Below are 15,700 nucleotides of genomic sequence, written 5' to 3'. Positions count from 1 at the left end.
AGTTTTTTTTATACCTTAAAGGCTCAAAAAAGCAGGCGGGGCAATGCCCCGCCTGCTTTTTGCTGCCGTTTTACTGTTTTGCCAGGCGCTCTTCCAGCGCCTTCCTGCGCTCTTCGTACCCGGGCTTGCCGAGCAGCGCAAACATATTCTTCTTGTAATCCTCGACGCCGGGCTGGTTGAACGGGTTTACGCCCAGCAGGTACCCGGACAGGCCGCAGGCCTTCTCAAAGAAGTAGACCAAGTAACCGAAATGGTACTCGTCGGCGCGGTCAATCTCAAATACGATGTTCGCGGTACCGCCGTCCACGTGCGCCATCAGCGTGCCCTCGTATGCCTTGCGGTTTACAAACTGCATAGATTTGCCCGCCAGGTAGTTGAGGCCGTCGATATCCTCCTCGTCGGCCTGGATGACCGCATCCGTACGCGGCTCCTTGACCCAGATTACGGTTTCAAACAGGCTGCGCGTGCCGTCCTGGATGAACTGGCCTACCGAGTGCAGGTCGGTCGAGAAGTTTGCAGACACCGGGAACAGGCCTTTATGCTCCTTGCCCTCGCTCTCCGCAAAGAGCTGCTTGAACCATTCGCCCAGCATCGTCAGCGCCGGCTCATAGTTGACCAACACTTCAATGTTGATGCCCTTGCGGTACAGGATGTTGCGCATTGCGACATACTGCAGGCAATCGTTGTTATTGATGTCGTTGGTCTCGTACATCTTCATCGCTTCCTGCGCGCCGCGCATGACCTCGTCGATGTCCAGCCCGGCAATCGCCATCGGCAGCAGGCCGACCGCGGTCAACACAGAGAAACGGCCGCCAATATCGTCCGGCACGACAAAGGTTTCATAGCCCTCCGCGTCGGCCAGTTCCTTGAGGGCGCCCTTTTCGCGGTCGGTCGTGGCGATGATGCGCTCCTTTGCGCCTTCCTTGCCGTACTTCTTTTCTATCATTTCCTTGAAGATACGGAATGCGATTGCAGGCTCGGTCGTACGGCCAGATTTAGAGATTACATTAATGCAGAAATCGCGGTCGCCGACAATTTCAATGATATCGTTCAGATACGCCGAACTGACGTTATTGCCGACGAAATACACGTCCGGCGTGTCCTTGCCATGCTTGTTATTATAATATTGCCCTTTGACAAACTCGATGGCCGCGCGGGAACCCAGATAGGAACCGCCAATGCCGATGACAACGACAACGTCGCATATGCCCTGCACTTTTTTCGCGGTCTTCTTGATCCGGTCGAACTCCTCCCTGTCGTAATCGTTCGGAAGGTTTACCCACCCCAAGTAATCATGGCCAGCGCCGGTTTTGCTCTTCAGCCACTCATTACACATGTTAATCATTAAACTGATGTTGCGGATCTCGTCTACATTGATGAACGGGCGAATACCGGTCAGTTTTAACTCCATTGCCATCTTTTCCACCTCTTATGTCGTTACAAGCCCCAAAGCTTTGGTTATATTATACCATAACCACCTGTATTTTCAAGACCCCATTTTGCTTTTTGCATAAAAAATACAGCCAATCCTTCGACAGAATTGGCTGTATTGTCAACATAATTCTTAGTAAATCGGAAATTGCTTACAAATTTCGCAAACGCCCGCGCGGATCGAATCGGCCTTTGCGTCGAAATCGGTCGCCGTCTGCCAAACGAACTCGGCAATGCGCACCATTTCGGGCTCACGGAAGCCGCGGGTCGTGACGGCCGGCGTGCCAATACGCATGCCGCTGGTGACGAACGGGCTTTCCGGGTCGTTCGGGATGGTGTTCTTGTTTGCGGTAATGTACACTTCGTCCAGGCGGCGCTGCAGTTCCTTGCCCGTAACGCCGGCCTTGCGCAGGTCTGCGAGCATCAGGTGGTTATCCGTGCCGCCGGAAACCAGGTCAAAGCCCTGCTTCAGCAGCGCGTCCGCGAGCGCCGCCGCATTGGTGACGACCTGCTTCTGATATGCCTTGAACTCCGGCTGCAGCGCCTCATGGAAGCAGACCGCCTTGGCCGCGATGACGTGCATGAGCGGGCCGCCCTGGGTGCCCGGGAAGATCGCCTTATTGAACTTCTTGGCCAGTTCCTCGTTATTCGTCAGGATGACGCCGCCGCGCGGGCCGCGCAGAGTCTTGTGCGTCGTGGTGGTGACCACGTCGGCATATTCCATCGGGTTCATATGCAGGCCGGCAGCGACAAGGCCTGCGATATGCGCCATGTCGACGAACAGGTAAGCGCCGACTTCCTTGGCAATGTCGGCAAAAATATCAAAACGGATGGCGCGCGGGTATGCGGATGCGCCCGCGATGATCATCTTCGGCTTTTCCTTCTTGGCAAGCTCGCGCAGGGCGTCGTAATCGATATAGCCGTTTTCGTCGACGCCATAGGGGACGATATGGTAAAGGAGGCCGGACTGGTTTACCGGGCTGCCGTGGGTCAGGTGGCCGCCGTTGTCAAGGCTCATGCCGAGCACCGTGTCGCCCGGCTGGCACAGCGCCTGATAGACCGCCATATTGGCCTGTGCGCCGGAGTGCGGCTGCACATTGGCAAAGCCCGCGCCGAACAGCTTGCAGACGCGCTCGATCGCCAGGCGCTCCACTACATCGACGCACTCGCAGCCGCCGTAGTAGCGCTTACCCGGGTAGCCCTCTGCATATTTGTTGGTCAATACCGTCGCCATCGCCGCCATTACGGCAGGGGATACGATATTTTCAGAAGCGATCAGCTCGATATTGCGGCACTGGCGGTCGTATTCCGCCTGTACAGCATCGCCGATCTCCGGGTCAAACTGCTTTATAAACTCCATCGCTTCGCGCACCATATTTTTTGCCTCCGTTTTCTTATTCTAAAGTGTAAAAACCCTATTGTTTATATTAAACCAATTCTGTAACCCTTTTGCAAGCTATGAGGCATACGAAAAAAAGAGCGAATCGACAAATAGTTCTGGTAATTGTGCTGATGCCATTTTCATTTTCAACCAGGTATGCTACAATAAAGTCGAATTCAAGCAAAACAAGGAGGCCTGATATGACTAAGAAAGAACGTGCGGCCGCCGTTACCGCCCTGCTGAAGGAAGCCTACCCGGATGCGACCTGCGCCCTGCTGTATCAAAAGGATTACGAGCTGCTCTTTGCAACCCGCCTTTCCGCGCAATGCACCGATGCGCGCGTAAATCTGGTTACAAAGGATCTTTACGTGGACTTCCCCACGCTCGAAAGCTTTGCCGAGGCGCCAGTCGAGGCGATCGAGGAGGGTATCAAAACCTGCGGCCTTTTCCACACCAAGGCGCGCGATATCAAGGCCGCCGCGCAGATGCTGCTTACCGAGTTTGGCGGCAAGGTGCCCGACAATATGGCGGACCTGCTGCGCCTGCCCGGCGTCGGCCGAAAAACCGCCAACCTGATCCTGGGCGATATCTACGGCCAGCCCGCCGTCGTGACGGACACGCACTGTATCCGCCTGTCCAACCGGCTCGGCTTCGTCAAGGACCTCAAGGATCCTGCCAAAGTGGAAACCGCCTTGCGCAAGCTGCTCGACCCGCAGGAATCGTCGGACTTCTGCCACCGGCTTGTACTACATGGGCGCGAGGTCTGCACGGCGCGCAGCCCCAAATGCCAGCACTGCTGCCTTGCGGCAGTCTGCCCGTCGTATCCAATGGGGAATAAATAATTACATTAAAAAGCACAAAAAGCGTGAAACAAGTTGTTTCACGCTTTTTCCATTTGCGTTTGCACCGCCTGCGCCAGCATCATGCGGAGTTCCCCCGCCGGTTGGAAGCGCAGCCGCCACGCGCGGCCTTCCGCATCATGATAGTACAGGGTGCAGCAGTCCCAGACACGGCCGCGCAGGGTTGCGCAGCAGTTCAGGGTGCGCCCGCCGAAAAAGCAGCGCCCCATGGAGCCGCTCCGGTCGCGCATGCCCTCCATCTCCTCCTGGCGTACCACCAGGCGGTAATTCTCCATCCGGTCGCTGCGACGCACCACCAGTTCGCCGCTGAACCACATGTATTCCATCTCTACACGGGTGTACCGCCAGATGATGACGGTGACTACCAGCATCACTGCCACCCAGCAGAATACCGCCCAGCCCGGCCAGCCGAGCTCACGCATCCCGGCGTCCGTGACGCTGTAAAGGATGAGCGCGCAGGATAAGACGGAAACCACGGGCATCAGGGGCCCGCGGGCGCCAATGCATTTTTGCTTAAACATCCACGTCTTCCTTCTTCCCATCGGCCTCGCAGCCGATAAACGCATGCCGGTTCTGCTGATAAATCCGGAGCAGCCCCTCCAGCGTCAGGTTGCTGTCCACCTCGTCGATCAGCGGGCAATATTCCGCCATCATGCGGCCCATGCCGCCTGTCGCGACCACGCGCACCGCGCCCTTCATCTCCGCCTTCATATCGCAGATGATGCCGGTCAGCGCGCCGACATAGCCCCGCACCGCGCCGGACTGCATGCTCTGCACCGTCGTGCGGCCGATCGCCCGCTCCGGGCGCACGATCTCGACGCGCGGTAGCTTGGCCGCCTTCATAAAGAGCGCCTCCATCGCGACCTTGACCCCCGGGAAGATGACGCCGCCCAGGTACGCGCCTTCCTCGTCGATTGCGTCGAAGGTCGTCGCCGTGCCGATATCCACGATAATCAGCGGCTTGCCGTATTTTTCCGTGGCCGAAACCGCGTTCACCAGGCGGTCGACGCCGACTTCGCGCGGGTTCTGGTATTTATTCTGGATGCCGGGGTCCACATCCTCCCCGACAATCTGCGGGCGCAGGCCAATGTATTTCTTGATCGCGTTCGTCAGGGAATACATGACGGGCGGCACTACGGAGCCGATAATGACCGCATCGGTCTTTTTCGGGTCCAGCCCCTTAAAATTATAATACTGCAGGATCTGCATGCCGAGTTCGTCAGAGGTGCGCCCCGCGTTCGTTGAAATGCGGAAGGAACCGCACAGCGTTTCGCCCTCGTACAGGCCGAAGACCATATTCGTGTTGCCTACGTCTATTGCTAAAAGCATCTCTTATATCCACCCTGTCATCCTTTTGTCCGCCCGGTATGGCCGCCCCTCTTCATCCAGCATGGCGACGTCAAACAGCCGCCCCTCCGCCACAACCAGGCGCGCATAACTTGCCGGGCCGCCGCGTGGCAGGCTGATGCTGCCCGGGTTTAAAACGAGCACGCCGTCCGCTTCCTCCTGCAGGACGCGGTGCGTGTGCCCGTACAGCGCGACGCGGCAGCCGGCTTCCCGCGCGCGGCGCGGCAGCACGCCGAGCGACGACCAGCTCACGCGCTCCTTGTGCCCGTGCGTCAGGTACATCGGCACGCCGCCGGGAGCAACCACCGCGCTGAAAGGCGTATCCGGCTCATAATCGTTATTCCCCCGGACATGCCATATTGTCAGTTCCGGATAACTCCGCATCAGGTCGCGCGCATCCTCCACGCAGTCCCCCAGGTGGATCACCGCGTCCGGGAGTTCCCGTTCGATCGCCCCATACATCGCCAGCGTCCGCCCATGGGAGTCGGAAAAAACCAGCACTTTCAATTTGAAATCACCATCCAAGCGGCCCGGACGTGCAATCTTCCGCGCCGTCCGATATGCCCTTAAACTATACACCAAACATTTGTCGTTGTAAAGACTGTTTTTGAGTCACTTCCGGCACGTCCCGTACATATAGTGAAAGTACACGAGACGACGAACTGGAGGTACACAACCATGGTTGACTTTAACGCACTCGCCCGGCAGCTACAGGAAAGCGCGGCGAAAGACCCGCAGGCGCGGGCAGCCCTTGATAACCTGATGCAGCACGCGCAGTCCCCGGACGGCAAACGCATCGCACGGAGCATCCCGCCCGCCTGCGCCGGGCAGATCGAGCAGGCCGCGGCCGCCGCACAGTGGGGCGACATGAACGCCGCGAAAGCCGCGCTCTCGCAGATGATGCAAACGCCGGAGGGCGCGGATCTTGCCCGCCAGCTGCAATTCCTCATGGGCAAATAATAAAGGAGGGCCTGCTTACAAGATGGAACCGTCAAACGATATGCTTTCCTCGCTGTTTTCCGACCCGGAAAAACTGCAAAGCGCCATCAACATGGCCTCTTCCCTGTTCGGCGGCAGCCCCGGCGGCGAACAGCCCCCGCAGGCCGAGCCACAGCCAGAACCCTCCCCCGCACAGGCGCGCCCTTCCCCCGGGAACGCCGCGCCTGCGGGCGGGTTCGGCGGTTTTACACCGCCGCGGCCACAGCATGGCGCGAACACGGACTACGACCCTTCGGCCGAGCTGATGAGCCGCGCGATGCCCGTGCTCCACGCGATCGCGCGCAGCGGCGCGAACGCGGTCAGCCGCGAGAAGGTCAACCTGCTCAATTCTCTCAAACCCTTTGTCGCCGACGGCGTCGGCCACCAGCTCGACCATGCGATGCGCCTGGTCAGTATGGCGCGCATGGCGCGCAGCGCAATGGGGCAGCTGGGCGGGCCGCGCGGCACGGGGGACGACGGGACACGTGAAATCTAACGGAAGGGGGGCATTGCCTTGTATAACCGTTATCTGAGTACCGCGCGTGAGAACCCCCCGCGCGAACCGGAAGCCGCGCCGCAGCCCGGGGGGCAGGCGTCCGCGGTACATAACGAAACCCCGCACGAGCGGGAGGCCCCGCCCCAGGCGCAGCCTGCAGGCGGCATCCTGTCCGGCGTCGGCGAGGCGCTTTCCGGGCGCCTGCGCAACCTGCACTTCGACCTGGACACCCTGATCGTCATCATCGCAATTTATTTCCTGATTGCGGATTCGGACGACTTCGACGTCGACCTGCTCGTGCTGATCGGCATCATGCTCGTGCTCGGCCTCTGACTTCGGTCAGCCGAGCATGGCCGCTGCGCGGTTGGCCAGGTTTGCAAAATCCGCCAGCGTCAGCCGTTCGCCACGGATTTGCGCGTCCAGCCCGCAATCCGCGATCAGCGCAGCCACCTGCGCCTTGTCCAGCCGCCCGCCAAAAGCCGGCACCGCCGCATTGGAAAGCACCTTGCGCCGCTGGTTAAAGGCTGCGCGCACAATGGCGAAGAACAGCCTTTCGTCCGTTACCTCGACCGCCGGCTTGTCCCGCGGCACAAGGCGCAGCACCGCGGAATCCACCTTGGGGCGCGGCACAAAGCATTCCGCCGGGACGTCAAACAGGATTTCGGCCGCGGCGTGGTACTGCACATAAATGGAAAAGGCGCTGTAATCCGACGTGCCGGCTGCCGCGCAGATGCGCTGCGCAACCTCCCGCTGCACCATCACGGTGACCGCCTCAAAAACCCCGGCGTCAAGCAGTGCGGAGATTGCGGGCGTTGTGATATAGTATGGCAGGTTTGCGCAGGCGTACACCGGGCGGCCGCCGAATTTTTCGCGGCATAATGCCGCCAAATCGGTCTTGAGCACGTCGCCCTGCACCACCTCGGTGTTGCCCGTGCCGGAAAGCGTCTCCTCCAGCACCGGGAACAGCGCGCGGTCGATCTCGATGGAGACCACCTGCGCCGCCTTCCTGGACAACTCCACGGTCAGGCAGCCCATCCCGGGCCCGACCTCCAGCACGCCGCTGCCCGCGTCCGCCCCGCATTCCGCCGCGATCCGCTCCGGCACCCATTGCGCCGTCAGGAAATTCTGCCCCAACGATTTGGAAAAGCGGAAACCGTGCCGCCCCAATATCTCGCGGATCGTATTTAAATCACAAAGCCCCATAGTGCCCTCCGTCATTTTGAATGTCCTCACAGTATACCACACACGCCCGCAAAACGCAAAAGGCTGGAAACCGTGGTTTCCAGCCTTTTCCCTCAGCTCAACACATAGACCTTTGCGCCGCGCACGCCGAACCGGCGGCACTCCGCCTGGGTATTGTAATACAGGTCGATCCGGTTGCCCTTGATCGCGCCGCCGGTGTCCTCGGCCACGGCCGTGCCGTATACCCAGGATTCGCCGTCCGGCGAAGTGATATACAGGCGGGAACCCAGCGGGATGACCCGCGGGTCGACCGCCACCGCACCGACGCGGCAGCGTGTCCCGGTTGCGGTGATTTTATTTTCACGGCTCCAGCCTTCCGTGCTGTAAGCGGTGGCCTTGACGTCCACGACCCGCGCGTAGCGCAGGATCTCGCCGCCGCGCGTGACGACCGCGCCGCCCGTACCGACCTCGAGGATCTCGCTCTGCGGCTCCCTCAGGACGGCCTCGTCCTGCACCTCGCGCGAAACCTCCACGCCGTCGCGCTTCGTGACCAGCACGGTCTGCTCCGCTTCGCCGTCCATGCCCTGCTGGGAGACACGGGTCTGTCCATAGTCCAGTTCGGCCGTGTTCCGCTTGATGCTTTTATAGGGGATCGCCGCGCGTTCCGTCACCGTTTCCTTGGTGACGCGCGAGACCGTGATCCGCGGGTGCGTGCCCGCCGTCAAACGCGCATCGGCCGAGGGCGACACTTCATCGTACTGCCCCAGCGTAACGCCCTGTTCCGCCAGGATTTCACGCACCGTACCCGGCACGGCCTTGGCCTCGTACTGCCGGCCGTCGGCAAAAATGCTGACCGGGAACTTCCGCTCCACGCGGAGCGTGCGGATCAGGTTATCCGCCCCGCTGTCCGCCACCAGCGCGTAGTCCTCCCCGTCGTAACCCGCCAGCGCACAGGCTTGCAGCGCGTCGTCCGTGAAGCTTTTTATCTGTGTCGTATGAACGCTGTCTGTCACCTCGTAGATATTGAGCTGCGAAGCCATCGCCGTCAGCATCGACGTCGCGCCCGCGGCCAGCAAGGCGGCAGACAGCCAACGCGATCGGGCTTTACATTTCTGTTTTGACAATTGTTGCATAATGGTCCTCCTTATCCTGCGGCAAGCGCCGCCCTTGGCAGATATCCCATTCTATCCCCACAGCATAAAAAAGATTCCAGTTTGCATGTATCTGCCAAATATGTTTTTCCCGTTTTTGAAAAATCTTAAACTATAATATTTGCAAAACTTCATTTTGTCAAGCTTTTAAAGAAATTCCGATTTGTCTCACAAAATTTTATATATTTTTTGTATGTTTTTCACAAGCATTGCCCGTTTTTTGTTTTTAGTAATGATACATATTAATTTTCGTAAAAACAGGCTATTTGTTGGGCATATTTTCAGCCCAGCCCCACCAATCAAAAATGCAAGGCTATGTGCCGCGATCAAATTGGACAACCATTTTGCAAGCAGCCGGGCAAAATACATCATTTTATACAGCAACCGCGCAGCGGCGGCAACTTGACAGAAAAAAAGCGCCCGGTTTCCACAAATTACTTGTCGAAACCGGGCGCCTTCCCCTAAAATTTATGCTGTTGTAAGGATTAATATGCCGTTTGCCTCGTCCCAGTCGACGCGGAACCCGAGCGCATCCCCCAGGCTGCGCAGCTTAAAACAGTAGTTGCCGTCGATATTGTACGCCGCCAGCATGGCCGGCTTACCGTCTACCATGAGCGGGTCCACCATGGATTTCCCGCTGTGGGGCTGCTGGCTGAGCGGCGCAAGCTCGCTGCCGTCCGGCGTGTATTGCGCCCCCTTCTGCACCGTTACCCTGCCGTTTTCCCAGCCTACGGAAAACCGCGCCGCGGTACCGTCCAGCAATGCGGCCACGTCGCGCAGCTTGACGTAATTGTTGCCCCCGATCTGGTACGCCGGGAGCGCCACTTCGCGCCCGCCCAAGGAGACTTTGGACGTCACCGGTGTCGCCGTGGCGCTATGCTGGAGCAACTGGCTGACCGGCAGTTCCATGGTAATACGGTAACGCGGGAGCCCGTAAAGCCCGTTGCGGATATCCGCCGTGCTGCTTTTGGTCGTCGTACTGACGAACAGGCCGTTATCGACCAGCACCTGGCCGAACCAGGCGTCCGTCGCCCCGAAGGGGTAGGAGAAATACCGCACGCGGGCGTTGTCCCCCAGGTTGGCCTGGATGGTGCGGATGCTCATGCGGATATCCTGCCCCACGCGGGTCTGGTAATCCATCCAGCTTTCGCCCTTCATGCGCTGGACGCCGTCGGGCCCGCCGGGAAGCTCGAAGCCGCCATTTTCCTCATTATGTAGCATATGCGTATGCGTGCCGATATCGACAATGCCGCTCTGATACATCTCTCGCGCCTGCTGCCAGGTCATGGAGGTGGGCACGCCTACATTGGCGTTGTCCCGGATATGCGACGTAATCAGCGAAATGGTGGCTTTCATGCCGGTCTCTTTTAAGATGGGGAAGCCCAGGGTATAATTGCTCTCATACCCGTCGTCGAACGTGATCATGACCGGCTTTTCCGGCATCGCCTTTGCGCCGGCGCTGATATCGATCAGGTCGGCCGACAGCAACGGCGTGTAGCCGTATTCCTTCAGGAACTGCATGTCCTCCCGGAACCGCTCCTGGGTGATGGTCATGGAATTGGTTTCGCCGTCCACCGTCAGGTTGTGGTACATGAGGATCGGCAGCTGCATATCCGCAGCCTGCGCGCTTTCCCCGCCGCATAACGCCGTGGTGGCGGCAGCAAGCAGCGCGCATACCGCAATTTTTCTGAATTTTTTCATCGAAGCCCTTCTTCCCTTCTTTTCGAGTTCCCCGCATAAAAACCACGGTGCCGCCGCACACTAAGGACGAGGTGACGGAAATGAATCAATTTTGTAACGACAGCGCCACGGAACGCTATTTTCAGTCGCTCCCGATGAGCGTACAGGAGAGCATCAAGCAGTGCGGCCTGACCTTCCGCTCGGAAGCCGACCTGCGCGCCTGTGCACAGCAGCTCATGGGCGGGCAAAGCCCTTCTGTCCAATAAGACGTTCCGCAAAACCCATTTGCTACAGGCACACACAAAACAAACGGCAGGGAGCCAGGCGGCTCCCTGTCGTTTGCTTTGCCGCTAAACGGCGCACTCCCAAAGCCCGTGGAGGTTGCAGTACGCATATGCGCGCAGCGGCTTTTCCTCCGCAGGCAACGCAAATATGGCAACCGGCGGCGCATCGTGCGCCAGGTATTGCATTTGGTAACCCGCGCTGGTCTCCAGGCAAATCCAGCCGATATGGTGCTTGTCCTCCATCGGGTGGCGCACGCTGCCGACGTCGACCATCACCGTGTTGCCCTGCGTCTTGACGACCGGCACATGCTTTTCCCCGGCAGCTTCCGTGGAGTTGGGCGCAATCGGCTGCATCTTTTCCCCGCAGCACAGCACCGGAACGCCTGCATCCGTTGCAAAGGTGATGATGTTGCCGCAATGCTTACACAGATAGAACTTCATATAAGCCACTTCCTTTCCCCCTTACCTTACCCGGCGGGCGGAAGAAATATGCTTAATCCTTATAGTAGCTTCTGGTCGTATAGTTCACTTCGCCGTTCATGTAGCGCTTGGTTATGTAGCCGTCGCCGCTCTTGGATACGGCGATCTTGGTTTGCGGGGGCGTCGCGTTGGAGGGGCCCAGGATATGAAAGGTCAGTTTCCCCTTCGCGGAATCATAGCTGGCCGTGATTTTTACCGGATAGGAGTTGGAATTCTTAAACCGGAATTCCGGGCCGCCCCAGGAAACCGTCGCGTCGCGGCCGGCGGGCAGGTAATGCACGCGCAGGCCGTGGCTGCTCCGCGTGGTAATCTGCATATTGGCAAGCAGCGCCGCGTTGAACAGTGTGGAAGATACCTGGCAGATGCCGCCGCCGATACCGTCGACCGCTTCGCCGCCGGAATAGACGGTCGCCACCTTGTAGCCCTTGGCCTCCGTGCGCTGGCCGACCACCTTATTAAAGTCGAACACCTCGCCCGGCTGCAATACCGTGCCGCTGATCGCGGAGGCCGCCAGGCGGATATTGGTGTTGCGGTTGGTCTGCCGGGGGTTATAGGACGTCGTATAGGTGCCCAGCGTCGTGGCGTAGGGCTGGATCGCCGGCTTGGCCGGTTCGGGCACAGGTTCCGGCTGGGGCTGCGGTTCGGGTTCAGGCTCGGGTTCCGGTTCCGGGGTGGTCACGGTATTGATTTCATCCTTTACCGCGTCTACCGCCCGCACAATTTCCGAAGGGATGGCGTCGACGTCTACCGCCTGCGCCGGCGTCATGCTGAGCGCCCCCGCAAATACAAGCAGGAGCGCAGTGGTCTTTATCATGAGGTTTCCTCCCGTATGGTATTGGTTTCCTAAATGTACTGAAACGCCGCACCGTTCACAAAAACAGGCTGGCACCGCATAAAAGCGCTGCCAGCCTGTCCGATTTACTCAGTCAGCCGATTTTTCTCTCTATTTATTCGCTTTCAATGAGGCCATAGCCGCCCGCTGCGCGCTTGTAGATGACTGCGTGGACATTATCGTCATCAGAGTTCTTAAAGAAGAAGAACTGATGCCCCAGCAGGTTCATCTGCAAAATCGCCTCGTCCACAGACATGGGCTTCACGTCGAATTTCTTGCGGCGTACCACGTCGAAATCCTCTTCCGCAAATTCGGACGGCGCCGGGATGCCCTTGGCAAACGCACCCTCGCGCAGCCGCTTTTCCAGGCGGGTCTTATTCTTGCGGATCTGACGTTCGATACTGCTGATCGCGCCGTCGACCGATGCAAACATGTCTGTCGTCGTCTCTTCCGCGCGGAATATCATACCGTTGTGGTTGACAGTGACTTCGACGGTCTGGCGGCCGCGCAATTCACTGAAAGTAATCGTCGCTGCGGAGTCCGACTGGAAATAGCGATCCAGCTTTTCCACCTTTCTCAGCGAGTAATCGCGAAGGTCATCAGAAATTTTGATCTTTCTTTCGACGATGGTGAACTTCATAACATCAACTCCTCGTGGGGCCTACGAAAAAAGCCCCTGTATTCCGATATTCAATTGTACGGGTTTTGCTGGTTTCAGTATACCACGTTTTCTCAGGATACGCCCCTTCTTTACCCGTCAAATTCCGCCATTACCGGTGATTATCTCCCGGATGCTTGAAATCCCTGATGTTATCGTAATCTAACTTAATTTTTCTTTCTTTTTTATCTATTGTTTACAGTTTTCCCTCGGCATGCCGGGTCACATGACAGCCAATATTCACAACACACGGCAGGCCGGCAATATGGGTCGCGTACGGCTCGATTGCAGCAGCCAGCGCGGTTACCGTGCCGCCCAGCCCCTGCGGCCCGATGCCGAGCGCGTTAACGCGGCGCAGGATTTCTTCTTCCATTTCCGCATACAGGGGATCCGCCGCGCGCTGGCCGGCAGGCCGCATCAGCGCGCGCTTTGCCAGATACGCCGCCTTGTCGGAGGTGCCGCCGAGGCCGACGCCGATCACGATCGGCGGGCACGGGTTGGAGCCCGCGCGGCTGCATGCGTCCACGATAAAGCCGATGATATCCTCCTTGGAAGCCGCGGGGGTAAACATCTTCATGGCGCTCATATTCTCGCTGCCGAAGCCCTTCGGCGCAACCGTAATATGTACTTCATCCCCAGCGGCCAGGCTGGTGTAGAGGATCGCGGGGGTGTTATCGTCGGTATTGACGCGGCGCAGCGGGTCGCCTACCACAGAGCAGCGCAGGTAGCCGTCCCGGTAGCCCTGGCGCACGCCTTCGTTCACCGCGTCCTCGAGCAGGCCGCCCTCCAAGTGCACCTCCTGCCCGATTTCCGCAAACACCACCGCCATGCCGGTGTCCTGGCAGACCGGCACGCCGTTTTTACAGGCGAGGTCGCAGTTATCGATCATTTTCCCGAAAATCTCTTTGCCGAGCGGGGATTTTTCCGCCGCCTGGCCTTTTACAAAGCTTTCGCGGATATCCGCCGGCAACTCGCAGTTCGCCTTGATGCATAGCGCGCGCACCAAGGCGGTAATTTCCGATACATGGACCGTTTTCATTGTCCTTCCCTCCTGAATACACAATTCCCTTCACAAAACACCGCTTCCACCTGGCTCCTGTAATCAAACGGGTGGCCGGTGAACAATACCAGGTCGCCGTCCTTGCCTTCCTCGATCGACCCGACGCGGCCGTCGATCTGCGCGATGCGCGCGCCCTCGATGGTGACCGCGCGCAGGGCGGCGTCCTCGTCCATACCCGCGCGCACCGCAATGCGCGCCGCATCCATCAGGAACTTGAGCGGGATTTCCGGATGGTCGACCGTGATCGCCACCTGCATGCCCGCGCGATGCAGCAGCCCGGGCGCGCGCTCGGTCAGGTTGGCCAGCTCGGGCTTGGAGCGGTCGGTCATATACGGCCCGCTGATGACCGGCACCCCGTCCTGTGCCAGTAGGTCGGACACCAGGTGCGCTTCCGTGCCGTGCACGATGACAGGGCGGACGCCGAACTCCTTTGCAATGCGCAGCGCGGTGAAAATATCATCCGCGCGGTGCGCATGGAAATGCCCTGCAATCTCGCCGCGCAGCAGTGGGAGCAGCGCCTCCAGCTTCGGGTCGAAGTCGGGGGCGTCCTTGTCCTCGTCTTCCTCCGCCTCTTCTTTGCGGCGGCCGTACTCGTCCGCCTTTGCAAGTTCCTCCCGGATCAGGGCGGCCGTCGCCATACGTGTGACCGGCGTCTCCTCCTTGTCGTGGTAGACCGATTTTGGGTTTTCCCCGAGTGCGAATTTGATCGCGAGCGGCGCGCGCAGCACCATATCGTCGATCCGGCGGCCGCTCGTCTTGACCGCTGCAAGCTGCCCGCCGATCGGGTTGGCGCTGCCGGGGCTGATTACCACCGTCGTCACGCCCGCGGCGCGCGCCTCGGCAAAGCCGCGCTCCAGCGGGTTGATCCCGTCGATCACCCGCAGCTGGGGCGTGACCGGGTCGGTATCCTCGTTCCCATCTGCGCCTTCAAAGCCCAGCGCATCTTCATACAGCCCCAGGTGCGCGTGCGCGTCCACCAGGCCGGGTAGCAGGTAGCCGCCCTTTGCATCGAGTACGGGCGCGTCCGCCGCCGCGGGCAGCCTGTCCATTTTACCGAATGCGGCGATCTTCCCCGCGCGCACCCAGACAAAGCCCGGATCAATCCGCCCCTGCTGCATCGGCAGGACGGTTGCGTTTATAATCAGTATATCGCTCATGCATGAAACCTTTCTGAATTTTAAAATTAGGATTGACATATATTTACATATATGCTATTATATCCATGGTGGTAAGAAGTTATCACCATGCACCGTTCATATCTTTATCCCCACAATCCTATCTTTGGCGCCCCCTATCCGGGGGCGCCCTTTTTTCGGCCAAACAGAAAGAAAACCGAGGCGCTGCCCCGGTTTTTCCCCGTTCATACGCGCCTACTTCTTGCGGCGCGCGCCGTTTTTGCGGTCGTTATTATGCTTAATGTCGGACAGGCGGCTTTCGCTGTCCTGCATAAAAAGCTTGAGCTTATCTTCAAATGTCATGGATGCGGGGTCGACCGGCTGGCGTGCCCCACGCTGCGGAGCGGACCGCGGGCGGGGGGGGCGGCGCTCAAACGCAGGGCGGGGGGCGTTCCCCGGCGCCGGCTGCTGCGCCTTCTTAATAGACAGGTTTATGCGGCCTTCACGGTCGATGTTTATCACTTTTACGGAGACCTGCTGGCCCTCCTTGAGGAACTCTTTGATATCGCTGACATAGGAATTGGCGACTTCCGAAATATGCACCATTCCCGACTTCCCCTCCGGCAAAGCTACAAAGGCACCAAATTTGGTAATACCCGTAACCTTTCCCTCCAAGATTGATCCTACAACCAAATCCATACCTTTTGTTTTGCCCTCCGTTGTTTTTTGTGAAAAAAGATTATTTGCTAGACGCGTCGACAAAAA

General features: G+C 58.9%; 19 protein-coding genes. 5 read left to right on the top strand and 14 right to left on the bottom strand.

Annotated elements, in window-relative coordinates; translation table 11 throughout:
* Positions 1-70: 70 nt before the first annotated feature.
* Positions 71-1,417: a glucose-6-phosphate isomerase gene (locus CZ203_RS09675; RefSeq protein ID WP_087065897.1), complete on the bottom strand. Its 1,347-nt coding sequence runs from the start codon at positions 1,415-1,417 to the stop codon at positions 71-73.
* A 147-nt stretch (positions 1,418-1,564) separates the two neighbouring features.
* On the bottom strand, positions 1,565-2,806 hold the full coding sequence (gene glyA / locus CZ203_RS09670) for a serine hydroxymethyltransferase (RefSeq protein ID WP_087065896.1): 1,242 nt from the start codon (positions 2,804-2,806) through the stop codon (positions 1,565-1,567).
* Between the two features lie 206 nt (positions 2,807-3,012).
* On the opposite strand from glyA, the gene nth reads away from it, so the two are divergent.
* On the top strand, positions 3,013-3,654 hold the full coding sequence (gene nth, locus CZ203_RS09665) for an endonuclease III (protein ID WP_087065895.1): 642 nt from the start codon (positions 3,013-3,015) through the stop codon (positions 3,652-3,654).
* Between the two features lie 38 nt (positions 3,655-3,692).
* Here nth and CZ203_RS09660 read toward each other — a convergent pair whose 3' ends face one another.
* The 3 genes from CZ203_RS09660 to CZ203_RS09650 are packed head-to-tail and all read right to left on the bottom strand — an operon-like array spanning position 3,693 to position 5,520.
* On the bottom strand, positions 3,693-4,193 hold the full coding sequence (locus CZ203_RS09660) for a hypothetical protein (RefSeq protein ID WP_087065894.1): 501 nt from the start codon (positions 4,191-4,193) through the stop codon (positions 3,693-3,695).
* A complete protein-coding gene (locus CZ203_RS09655; protein WP_087065893.1) occupies positions 4,186-5,001 on the bottom strand; it encodes a type III pantothenate kinase in 816 nt (271 codons plus the stop codon). The genes CZ203_RS09660 and CZ203_RS09655 overlap by 8 nt, the downstream gene beginning before the upstream one ends.
* Positions 5,002-5,004: 3 nt before the next feature.
* Positions 5,005-5,520, bottom strand: a complete 516-nt coding sequence (locus CZ203_RS09650) for a metallophosphoesterase family protein (protein WP_235847517.1) — start codon at positions 5,518-5,520, stop codon at positions 5,005-5,007.
* Between the two features lie 177 nt (positions 5,521-5,697).
* On the opposite strand from CZ203_RS09650, the gene CZ203_RS09645 reads away from it, so the two are divergent.
* From CZ203_RS09645 to CZ203_RS09635, 3 genes are read left to right on the top strand one after another with little or no spacing between them, the layout of a single operon-like run.
* Positions 5,698-5,979 carry a hypothetical protein gene (locus CZ203_RS09645; protein WP_087065891.1) on the top strand — a complete coding sequence of 94 codons (282 nt, stop codon included), beginning with the start codon at positions 5,698-5,700 and terminating at the stop codon, positions 5,977-5,979.
* Between the two features lie 22 nt (positions 5,980-6,001).
* Positions 6,002-6,493 (top strand): hypothetical protein, encoded by a 492-nt coding sequence (locus CZ203_RS09640; RefSeq protein WP_087065890.1) that lies wholly within the window; start codon positions 6,002-6,004, stop codon positions 6,491-6,493.
* An 18-nt stretch (positions 6,494-6,511) separates the two neighbouring features.
* The gene (locus CZ203_RS09635) at positions 6,512-6,826 is read left to right on the top strand and encodes a hypothetical protein (protein ID WP_087065889.1); all 315 of its coding nucleotides are present in this window, start codon (positions 6,512-6,514) and stop codon (positions 6,824-6,826) included.
* 6 nt (positions 6,827-6,832) lie between these two features.
* Here the strand turns inward: CZ203_RS09635 and rsmA are convergent, their stop codons facing one another.
* The 3 genes from rsmA to CZ203_RS09620 form a co-directional block, all read right to left on the bottom strand.
* Complete coding sequence (gene rsmA / locus CZ203_RS09630; RefSeq protein WP_227103379.1) at positions 6,833-7,711, bottom strand: 16S rRNA (adenine(1518)-N(6)/adenine(1519)-N(6))-dimethyltransferase RsmA; 879 nt, start codon at positions 7,709-7,711, stop codon at positions 6,833-6,835.
* 77 nt (positions 7,712-7,788) lie between these two features.
* Positions 7,789-8,808, bottom strand: a complete 1,020-nt coding sequence (locus CZ203_RS09625) for a 3D domain-containing protein (protein ID WP_087065887.1) — start codon at positions 8,806-8,808, stop codon at positions 7,789-7,791.
* A 486-nt stretch (positions 8,809-9,294) separates the two neighbouring features.
* Positions 9,295-10,527: a polysaccharide deacetylase family protein gene (locus CZ203_RS09620; protein WP_087065886.1), complete on the bottom strand. Its 1,233-nt coding sequence runs from the start codon at positions 10,525-10,527 to the stop codon at positions 9,295-9,297.
* An 80-nt stretch (positions 10,528-10,607) separates the two neighbouring features.
* On the opposite strand from CZ203_RS09620, the gene CZ203_RS14945 reads away from it, so the two are divergent.
* On the top strand, positions 10,608-10,772 hold the full coding sequence (locus CZ203_RS14945) for a hypothetical protein (protein WP_200809467.1): 165 nt from the start codon (positions 10,608-10,610) through the stop codon (positions 10,770-10,772).
* An 84-nt stretch (positions 10,773-10,856) separates the two neighbouring features.
* On the opposite strand, the gene CZ203_RS09615 is transcribed toward CZ203_RS14945, so the two are convergent.
* From CZ203_RS09615 to CZ203_RS09590, 6 genes are all read right to left on the bottom strand, one after another.
* Entirely contained in the window at positions 10,857-11,231 is a 375-nt protein-coding gene (locus tag CZ203_RS09615) for a desulfoferrodoxin family protein (protein ID WP_087065885.1), read from the bottom strand.
* A gap of 52 nt (positions 11,232-11,283) precedes the next feature.
* A complete protein-coding gene (locus tag CZ203_RS09610) occupies positions 11,284-12,084 on the bottom strand; it encodes a VanW family protein (protein ID WP_087065884.1) in 801 nt (266 codons plus the stop codon).
* Between the two features lie 133 nt (positions 12,085-12,217).
* Positions 12,218-12,742 (bottom strand): ribosome hibernation-promoting factor, HPF/YfiA family, encoded by a 525-nt coding sequence (hpf, locus tag CZ203_RS09605; RefSeq protein WP_087065883.1) that lies wholly within the window; start codon positions 12,740-12,742, stop codon positions 12,218-12,220.
* A 214-nt stretch (positions 12,743-12,956) separates the two neighbouring features.
* Positions 12,957-13,799, bottom strand: a complete 843-nt coding sequence (locus tag CZ203_RS09600; RefSeq protein WP_087065882.1) for a fumarate hydratase — start codon at positions 13,797-13,799, stop codon at positions 12,957-12,959.
* Entirely contained in the window at positions 13,796-14,977 is a 1,182-nt protein-coding gene (locus CZ203_RS09595) for an amidohydrolase (protein WP_087065881.1), read from the bottom strand. Before CZ203_RS09595 ends, CZ203_RS09600 begins: the two co-directional genes overlap by 4 nt.
* A 213-nt stretch (positions 14,978-15,190) precedes the next feature.
* Positions 15,191-15,700: S1 RNA-binding domain-containing protein (locus CZ203_RS09590; RefSeq protein ID WP_328588160.1), on the bottom strand; the 510-nt coding region annotated here is incomplete at its 5' end.

The organism is Intestinibacillus massiliensis, from assembly GCF_900155735.1.
Classification (GTDB): domain Bacteria; phylum Bacillota; class Clostridia; order Oscillospirales; family Butyricicoccaceae; genus Intestinibacillus; species Intestinibacillus massiliensis.
The sequence above is the reverse complement of the archived record's forward strand: the minus strand, read 5'-3'. Positions and strand labels throughout refer to the sequence as shown.